The sequence below is a fragment of the Geodermatophilus maliterrae genome (assembly GCF_041018925.1).
Taxonomy (GTDB): domain Bacteria; phylum Actinomycetota; class Actinomycetes; order Mycobacteriales; family Geodermatophilaceae; genus Geodermatophilus; species Geodermatophilus maliterrae.
Genome location: NZ_JBFNXQ010000168.1, coordinates 1 through 5,578, shown reverse-complemented (window position 1 = coordinate 5,578; position 5,578 = coordinate 1). Strand labels below are relative to the sequence as shown.

The 5,578-nt window shown below is 68.6% G+C and carries 4 protein-coding genes; 3 read left to right on the top strand and 1 reads right to left on the bottom strand.

From position 1 onward, the window contains the following. Positions 1-2,224, bottom strand: a 2,224-nt coding sequence (locus tag ABQ292_RS25890; protein WP_369210574.1) for an nSTAND1 domain-containing NTPase, incomplete at its 3' end; no start/stop codon positions are given. A gap of 170 nt (positions 2,225-2,394) precedes the next feature. On the opposite strand from ABQ292_RS25890, the gene ABQ292_RS25885 reads away from it, so the two are divergent. The 3 genes from ABQ292_RS25885 (at position 2,395) to ABQ292_RS25875 (ending at position 4,780) form a co-directional block, all read left to right on the top strand. Beyond that, complete coding sequence (locus ABQ292_RS25885) at positions 2,395-3,003, top strand: helix-turn-helix domain-containing protein (protein ID WP_369210573.1); 609 nt, start codon at positions 2,395-2,397, stop codon at positions 3,001-3,003. Next, positions 2,937-3,527, top strand: a complete 591-nt coding sequence (locus ABQ292_RS25880; RefSeq protein ID WP_369210572.1) for an IS630 family transposase — start codon at positions 2,937-2,939, stop codon at positions 3,525-3,527. Before ABQ292_RS25885 ends, ABQ292_RS25880 begins: the two co-directional genes overlap by 67 nt. An 80-nt stretch (positions 3,528-3,607) precedes the next feature. Continuing rightward, positions 3,608-4,780 carry an IS701 family transposase gene (locus ABQ292_RS25875; RefSeq protein WP_369210571.1) on the top strand — a complete coding sequence of 391 codons (1,173 nt, stop codon included), beginning with the start codon at positions 3,608-3,610 and terminating at the stop codon, positions 4,778-4,780. The last annotated feature ends 798 nt before the right edge of the window (positions 4,781-5,578 follow it).

Below are 5,578 nucleotides of genomic sequence, written 5' to 3'. Positions count from 1 at the left end.
GCCGGGCCGGATCGGCCATGTTCCACAGCAATACCGTCCCCTCCTCGTCGGCGGTGGCCAGCACCTGACCGCCAGCGTCGAAGGCCACCCCGGTGGCCCCGCCGTCGTGGCCAGCCAATGTTCCGGCATACGGCGTTATGAGCACGTTGTTCACCAGCGCCGCTCGAGTCTCTGGACTTGGGTGGAGGTACTCAGCAGCCTGATTGAGTCGCAGCGCCGTCTGGGGGTCATCGTCGAGCATCGCCTCCGCCTGAGCGACGAGCGCGCGGGCGGTCGCGAGCCGCTGCCCTTTCTCCGCCTCACGTTGCTGGGCGGCTGCAACCGCGGTCGCACCAACAGCCAGGGCGAGGAGCACCGATAGGACGGTGACAGCCCGGCCACGTCGGCGGCGGTCATGGTGAATGCTGGCCTCAAGGAAGTCCCGGGCTCGGGCGTTCAGCTCGACATGATCGGCGACCAGGGATCCATGCCAGCGTGGCCACCGGCTCGGCACTCGCCGCTTCCCTGCAGGTACAGCCTCAGCGGGCGCTGTTCTCCGATCCTCGCGGCCTCTTCGAAGACGCGCACCGATGTCGGAGAGCGCGGCGGCCAGCTGCCCTCGCTCCCACAACCGTGCCGGCGCGAGCCCGTCCTCCGCCCAGGCGTCCGCGGCCTGTTCCACCTGGCGGCGGGCTCGCAGCGCAGAGGCCGTGGCAGTGATCGCCTCACTCAGGGGTGGCCACTCGGACAGGAAGGCTTCGTGGGCCACGCCGAGAACGACGTGGCCATTCTCGCTGTCAGTGGTGAGCAGGCGGCGGTCGACGAAGGGTTGCAACTCTTTGATTACAGATCCCGGCAACTCCTCTCGGCGGATGCGCCACCGGGTTGGGCGGCCCTGCTCGTCAACGGTGACGAGTCGCAGCAACTCCCTGATTACTTGGTCCCGCTCGCGGCCGCCCGCGGCAGTAGCATCCGCCAGTGCCATGTCGGCCTGCCGGGCCAATGCGCCTTGCACCCCCCCGAGCTGTTCGTATCGCGAGGCGTGGAGCCGACCTCCTCGCTGGACGCCGCTGCTGAGCTGAGCCAGGGTGTAGGCGAGCAGGGGGAGTGCCTCGCCGCCGCCGGTGTCGGCGACCAGCCTCGCTACCAGGTCCTCATCGAGGACCATGCCGGCCCGGTCGGCCGGGCCCTCGATCACCGCACGCAGTGCTTCGGGCAGCAGCGGTCGTACTGTCTGGGTTCGTATCGGCAGGACGGCGAAATCCGGACTGGCCAATACCTGGTCCAAGAACTCCGGCCGAAGCGTGGCCACGACCTGTACCGGGCCTTCGAGCGCACCATGCAGCAGCTCAGCAAACCGGGCGCGCTCCTCGCGCCCGGTCTGGGTCAGCAGCTCCTCGAACTGGTCCACGACAATCAGCAGCTGCCGCCGGCGCTTTCCGGTCACCGCGAGGAGCAGGTCATCGACCAACTGGGTGAGGTGGCCTTCGTCGAGGCGGTGGCCCACGTCGGTCACTGTCCAGGACAGGTCGAGCTGTCGGGCGGTTGCGGCCAGCTCGCGGGCGAGTGCCGCCACGGGCTGTGTGCCCGGCAGGATCGCCGGCAGCGTCCACCAGTCTGCGTCGGCCGCCATCACCGGCAGCAGACCGGCTCGCACCAGCGACGACTTGCCGCAGCCTGACGGTCCCACAATCACCAAAACCGCGCGTTCGGCCTGCTCGGCGGGGGAGCGCAGTCGCGTGATCAGCTGGTGGACCTCGTGGCTACGGCCGAAGAACACCAGGTGCTCGTCGGTGTCCAGCGCGCGCAGGCCTGGGAACGGCGAGCGGTCATCCGGCCAGCCGGACCCGCCGGCAGCGTCTACCCGCAGCAACTCCGCAGCCAGCTTCGCCCGAGCCGCGGCCGCGTCGCGGGTTATGTCCAGGTGCTGTAGAGACTTCACCAACGGGTGGTCCGCCTTGGCTTCGCCGCGAACGGGAAGGACCCGGCTGCCGCATGATTGGGCGATGGCTAGTTCAGCGGTACACCACGGTGATGCGATGTAGGCCGAGGTGATGAGGCAGACCATGGCATCGGCCCAGCGCAGCCGCTCGTGCAGCCTCTGCTCCCACTGATCCCCGACGCGGATGCCGTCGTAGAGGTCTTGATCTAGGAATGACTCGTGGCCGTCGTCGACTAGCCACCGATGCACCTCATCGGCCAGCAAAGCGTCCGTGCCCGAATGGCTGACGAAGACCCTGGCCATGGCCCCTCCACTCGGAGTACGCCGTGCCGGTCCAGCGTCGCGAATCAATCACGGACCGTCAACCCGGCGTTCCGCAGGTGACCGGGTCGGCTGGTCGACGTCTAGTGCTGCGTTCCTCAATGTGGGGTTGAATAGAGACCCCGAGGTTGGCGCCGTGGTGGTGATCGACCATGCCGAAGCTGTTGTTCGCCCGCCCGCCAGTGGATGTGGTCGAGGAGCGCAGGATCCGCAAGCTGGCCGGAGCCCGGCATGCTCCGGCGGATTGGATCCGACGGGCGCAGCTGATCGCGTTGTCCTGGGACGGGCTGCGGGTACCGGCCATCGCCGACGCGCTGGGGTGCAGTCAGAAGGCGGTGCGCTACCGGCTGGCCCGCTTCGCCGCCGAGGGACTCGAGGGGCTCGGGGACCGGCCCGGCGTCGGCCGCAAGCCGCGGATCGGCCAGGCGCAGCGCTCGCAGCTGATCGCCCTGGTGGCCAACCCGCCGCCGGGGCGGCTGGTCCGCGACGAGACCGGCGAGCTGGGCGCCACCGACGCGACAGGTCCGGCGGTGTGGACGCTGGATGCGCTGACCGCCGCGGCGCGGGCGGCCGGCATCAACATCGCCCGCTCCCAGGTGCGCCGGATCCTGCTGGCCGAAGGCGTGCGCTGGCGCCGCCCCCGCTCGTGGGCCACCAGTCCCGATCCGGAGTTCATCCCAAAAGAACCCGGGTCGTGGACTACTACACGCACCCGCCGCCGAAGACGACGGTCATCGCCGCCGACGAGCTCGGCCCGGTGATGCCGCGCACCTTCGATCCGCCGGCGGGCTGGAGCCCGGATGGCCACCGCGTGAAAGCGCCGTTGACCTACAGCCGCGGACCGGACAAGACCTGGATCTATGGCGGCCTGCGGATCGCCGATGGACAGGCCGTGACCTGCTGCGCGCCCTCGCGCAACAGCGCGCACTGGCAGGCGTTTCTCGCCCGGCTGGAGCAGGCCAATCCGACCGGGACGATCGCGGTGATCACCGACAACCTCTCCAGTCATCACAGCCTCACCACGCGGGCCTGGCTGGCCGCCCATCCACGCATCGAGCAGGTGTTCATCCCCAAGGGCGCCTGCTGGCTCAACCTGCAGGAGGCCTGGTGGCGCATCTTCCGCCAGCACACCCTCGCCGGGCAGACCTTCGCCGACCCAGGTGAGATCGCGCAGGCCACCGAGGTGGCCACCGCGCAGCTCAACAGCCACGCCAACCCCTGGGTCTGGGGACGGTCACCGCCACCTCCACGAGTCCGTCGGCGCCGCTTTACCTACCTTCTTTGAGGAACGCAGCGCTAGTACTGCAACGGCAGTTGTGCGTGTCGCTGTCGGGATCGGCGGAGGGCTGGTAGCAGCGTTTCTGAATGCGCTGTGATGGCCTGGTGGCCGAGGTGCAGGACTGGGCGGCGGGCCTGGAGGAGGTCCACCTGCGAATCGCGGGTGCGTTCGCTCGGGCGGAGCCGCGGGTCCGGGTGCTGGCCTATCTGCGCGGGCTGCTGGAGCAGCTGGAGCGCAAGAACGGCTGGACGCTGGCCGAGGCCGCCGGGGAGGTGTCCCCGGACGGGATGCAGCGGTTGCTGCGCACCGCGGACTGGAACGCCGACACGGTCCGCGACGAGTTGCGCGCCTATGTGGTCGAGCGGCTCGGCCCCGGCGGGGTGCTCATTGTCGATGAGACCGGGTTCATCAAGAAGGGCACCTGCTCGGCCGGGGTGGGCCGGCAGTACACCGGCACCACCGGCAAGATCGATAATTGCCAGATCGGGGTCTTCTGCGCCTACGCCACTCCCGCCGGGCGGGCGCTGATTGACCGGGAGCTCTATCTGCCGCGGGCCTGGACCGATGACCGCGAGCGCGCCCGCGCCGCCGGCATCGACGATGCCGTGCCGTTCGCCACCAAGCCCGACCTGGCCCGCCGGATGCTCACCCGCGCCCTGGATGCCGGGGTGCCGGCCGGCTGGCTGACCGCCGATGAGATCTACGGGCAGGACAAGCGGCTGCGGGTGTGGTGTGAGCAGCGCGGACTGCCCTACGTGCTGGCCACTCGCTCGAATGACACCGTCGCGACGATCGATTGGCGGCAGCGGCGGGTCCGCGCGCTGATCGCCGAGCTCCCCGAGTCGGCCTGGGCCCGGTGCTCGGCCGGCGCCGGCGCGCACGGCCAGCGGCTCTCTGACTGCGCCCGGATCGAGTTGCTGGCCGGGTTCGACCCGAGCTGGTCTCGGTGGGTGCTGGCCCGCCGCACCATCCCCGCCGACCCGGGCGAGGAGCCGCAGCTGGCCTACTACGTCTGCGCCGGCCCCACCGACACCAGCCTCGAGCAGCTCGTCGCCGTGGCCGGCGGCCGGTGGCGCATCGAGGAGTGCTTCCAGGCGGCCAAGAACGAGGCTGGGCTGGCCTCATACCAGGTGCGGGACTACACCGCCTGGTATCGGCACATCACCCTGGCGATGCTCGCCCACGCCTATCTGAGTGCCACTCGCGCCAGCGCGGAAAAAGGGGGTCTGCGGCCGGAACCGAGCAGCTCATCGCGCTGACCGTGCCCGAACTGCGGCGCCTGCTCAACACCTCATCCGTACGCCGCGGCCCAACCTGGACCACGCCGCGGACTGGTCGTGGTGGCGCCGACGACGCCAGGCTCAGGCCCGCGCCGCCCATTACCGGGCCCGCGGACAGGCCCCGCCATAACTGCCGTTGCAGTACTAAGAGATAACCCCCGGCCGGGGACAACATGTACCGCTACAATATTGCCCACCCGCAATTGGGCGACATCTACAGCATGCTGCAGGGGGTTGGTCCTGATCTAGCTCCTCGTGTGCGTATACTGTAAACTCGAGAGATACGGTCGTCTTCAATAATCCATCCGCGGTTCTATCTGCGGATTGACGTTCGAGACCTTCTTTCAACGCCGCGTCGAGATCAGATAGAACCCGCCTTCCGAATTGACTCTCGCTCAGTTGCTCGATCTGTGGCTCCATGACAGGACCTCCAATAGTGCTTTGAGTCGATCACCAAAAAGTAGAGTCAACGCCTTTATGCCGAGCACTGTCGGACTCCGAATGGCAAAAGCCGTAGCTCAGGTGAAAATGTCAAGGACAGCCAGCTTTCCGGTCATCACCTCCAGCAGTCCAGCGGTGAGATTGAGGTAGTCCGCGTGCTGATCAGTCTCCTCGCTTGCCGTCACCCGGGCGTCACCGCTCTGTCACGAACTACGGGTCCCCGACACGGTCTTGCGCGACGCGCGGACCGGTTGAAGCGAGCGCCCCGCACCGCGCAGGCAACTGCTGCTGCGCCTACGGACCATCGGACAGAGCAGGAGTTCTCTTGCGGCTCTG

Excerpts from the sequence above, each read along its gene's own strand:
- ABQ292_RS25885 (WP_369210573.1), top strand. The coding sequence starts at position 2,395 with ATGCCGAAGCTGTTGTTCGCCCGCCCGCCAGTGGATGTGGTCGAGGAG.
- ABQ292_RS25875 (WP_369210571.1), top strand. The coding sequence starts at position 3,608 with ATGCGCTGTGATGGCCTGGTGGCCGAGGTGCAGGACTGGGCGGCGGGC.